The 3,163-nt window shown below is 60.7% G+C and carries 1 protein-coding gene and 1 pseudogene; one reads left to right on the top strand and one right to left on the bottom strand.

Annotation, left to right across the window (positions count from 1 at the left end):
* A pseudogene (locus WCB02_RS19960) lies at positions 1-212 on the top strand (hypothetical protein); the annotation flags it as partial.
* Positions 213-493: 281 nt separating this feature from the next.
* Here the strand turns inward: WCB02_RS19960 and WCB02_RS19965 are convergent.
* Positions 494-3,115: an ATP-binding domain-containing protein gene (locus WCB02_RS19965; protein ID WP_423960699.1), complete on the bottom strand. Its 2,622-nt coding sequence runs from the start codon at positions 3,113-3,115 to the stop codon at positions 494-496.
* Positions 3,116-3,163: the final 48 nt, after the last annotated feature.

Raw genomic sequence — 3,163 nt, forward strand, 5'->3', positions numbered from 1 at the left:
GCTGTGCTGAGATGAAGGCCTCGCTTCGGCTCGCCAAGACAGTGGCGGCGAGCCTGACCGGAGCGGCCGCGGCGCTGCGCTATGTGCGTGAGCGCTACGACGTCGGCCAATATCCTATGTACGAAGAGGATGGCTACCGCCTGCTGCTGTTCTCAACCGAATGTGCGATCTGCGCTGCTGCAGGTCTCGCCGTTCCGCACCGTGGTCGGTGATCAGCAATGACAGTGCGCGCTCCGAAACGCCGCGATCACGTGGCGGTCGTGGGCGCGCAGCCCGTCCTCGGCCGCCGGCTCCTTCGGCAAAGCGCAGGGTTCGCTATCATAGATTTTGTGCAGCTGGAGGCGTCTGCGATGAACACATCGCCGGCGCGCAAACCAATTAGGTCTTTCGTGACATATGCGACGGCCGCCTTTCGATTGGTTGCCTTCCGGGCTTGTCTCTTGACCTCGCTCCATATCTCGTCCGTCAAAGGCCTATCCAAGGTATTCTCCAGCTAGCTCACATTCCATCCTGCCGTCCCAAAGTGTGGTCTGAGCGGCTCGAGTTCTACCGGTAGCACTCCGTCACAAGTGACGCCCAAATAGGTCGCAGCGCGCGTCATCCCGACGTAAACAAAACGACGATAGAGATCAGGGATTCGCACGGCCAGTCCATCGACATCGACGAAGAACACCGCTTCGAACTCCAGACCCTTGATGTGCTGCACGTCAAAGACCCGCACCTCACGCTCGTCGCCGACGACCTTGCCTTCTTTGCAGCCCGCGACGGGAATGTTCCGCTTGGCGAGCAACGGCTTGATGCCGTTGACAACGTCATCGATTGGATCGTCGCCGTCGACAAAAATCGCTATCGAAGGCAGTCGGCCGACCGCATCCTCCACTTCTCCGATGCGCACGGCCAGCCACTCCGCCAACGACGTGCCGGATAATCGTTCGCCCAGGAGCGGCCAGGCGTTGGCCTCGTCGCTGCCCTTCGAAGGCTCCGTATTGAGTCGATCGCCGCCATCGATTAGCGCGGCAAGAGCGTCCGAAAATTCGCGAAGTTTTTGGCTCTGTCGGTAGCCAATATTAATGTGGCGAACATCGACCTTAATCTCGGTCATCCGGTTGAGCCACTCGATCTCGGCGTTGTCGCGGATGCCGTGGGCGGTGATCCTCTGCCGTAGGTCTCCGCAAGCAAACCACGAGCGGAGGGCTGGATCTGCCAGCTCGACCGAGCAGGCAAGCTGGACCGCCGAAAGGTCCGTCGCTTCGTCCACGAAAACCTGGGTCAGATACCGGCTCCGGATCGTCGCCAACCAATCGTGCTGCGAGGTGGGGTCGAGTCGTCTACCGTCAGCATAAGTCACGAGCCGTCTGGCGCTACGAAGCATCACCAGCAAGAGCGCGTCGATTTCGTCGCCTGAAATGAGATTGCGGTTGAGGAATTCCGCAGGCTCCTCGCCAGAACCAAAATGCCGCCCCTCCCTCACGGCCTGTCGCCGAAAGCGGGCGTAGAGGGCTGACAACCCCATAACCGACATCCGCGGCGCCTGAACGAGGGTTCTCATTTGTGCCCGCAAGGCGATCTTCTCGCCCAAGCCGACGAGCGTTTCGGCGGCCGGCATCCTGTCACCAATCAGCGCGATGATGCGCCCGGACCGCCCCCCGATCGTGCGACGTCCCAGAGCCACGGCGCGCGCCCAATTGCGCATGGTGGTCATTACGACGTCGAGCGCCTCGCGTTTGGGATTCCCTCGCGGCGGAGCGGGTTGTCCGGGCTCCTCGGTATCGTCGTCGAGGTCTTCGTCGTCTTCCGCGCGCAGCACAGACAAAGACCCGGCAATCTCGTCGAGCAGTGGACGATTGACGTTCAACAGCAAGTTGACCGTCCTGTTGAGCTCCGAAGCGATCGCCTCTGAGACGGTCCTGATTTCTGCCTGCCAGCCGTCCGCTCCGTCGAGCAAGCCCAATATATCGCTCGGCGAGAACATCCCGCTTGGCTCCAACGCCTTGGTTAGTGCGAGCACCTGACGCCTTACCCCATCCCCAGTAGCCGACCGCAACCCGGCCAGCGCGTCGTCGCAGCGGCGCGTTAGAAAGGATTCCACATATACTGCGAAGTCGTCGTGAAGCGCCGCGATACCCCGGCTGGACGCGTCAACAAGGACACCATTGTCGACGAACTGAAATCGTCCTGCACTTCCGGTCCGCAGGATACCAAAGACGTTCCTCGCCAAGTCGTGGCGTTCCTTCTCCCAGGTACGTACGTTGCGGTCGTCGGGAACGCCCTCCTTATTGAGAGCATCGCCGAGATACTCCTTGAGGAGCTCGGTCGGAGAAAACATAGCCCAACTGTCGGCGCTCACGAAGCGTCCGCGGTCGTAGGCCGAAACGAGCTTCGTCTCGCTGTCCGTCAGAGCATCAGCGGTCCTTTTCTGGGCTAACCGCTTGATGAGTGTGGTTGTCTTGCCGGAGCCTGGAGGGCCGAAAAGCATGACTTGTCGGTCCAACGGCAGACGGAATATCTCCCCTTGGAACCTGTCTAATATCGGTCGATCGCGTAGCGAGATCCTCTCGACCACCTTTCGTCGAAGCCGGCCGCGTTCGGCTTCAGCATCGGCGGCCTCGGCAAGTAACCGCCCCACGATATCCTCGACCTCGGGGGGCCCGGCGACGCGCCGCTTCAGCGCATCCAATCCCATTCGCAACGACTCAGCGCGCAGGAGCTCGATGATCTCGCCCCAGTCATCCGTCTCGAAATTGGCTAGGATCGCGTCCCAGAGGCCCTCTTGCATCTGCGGCGAAAGTACAACACGCTTGAGCACGCGTGCCTCCCGCTCTATACCGTTGATCTCGACGTGTGCAATTTCCCCGGCTTCGTATTCGGCAAGCGCACCAAGCTTGCCACCCGAGGGTACTAAAACCGCATTCTTGATGGCCTTGATCAGCCCAGCTGCGGAGCGACGCGCGAAGTAGTAAGTTTTTTGCGGCGGGCCCCCTTCCAGCCACTCTACTTCAACCCTTGCAATGAACGGATCGAGCAAGAGGCGAGCGAGATCGGCTCGCTGCTCTGCGTTCATGGCGATCAAGAACCGTTCGGGCTTGGCTTCACCGACCATTCTATTCGAGGGCATAGCCAACGCGGATAGCGACGGGCCATGGTCAGGTGAGGAGAGTGCTTT

The organism is Bradyrhizobium sp. (assembly GCF_049581145.1).
In the GTDB taxonomy this organism is placed as follows: Bacteria; Pseudomonadota; Alphaproteobacteria; order Rhizobiales; family Xanthobacteraceae; genus Bradyrhizobium.

Bases quoted from the DNA above. Each gene is read 5' to 3' on its own strand.
- WCB02_RS19965 (WP_423960699.1), bottom strand. From the start codon at position 3,115: ATGCCCTCGAATAGAATGGTCGGTGAAGCCAAGCCCGAACGGTTCTTG.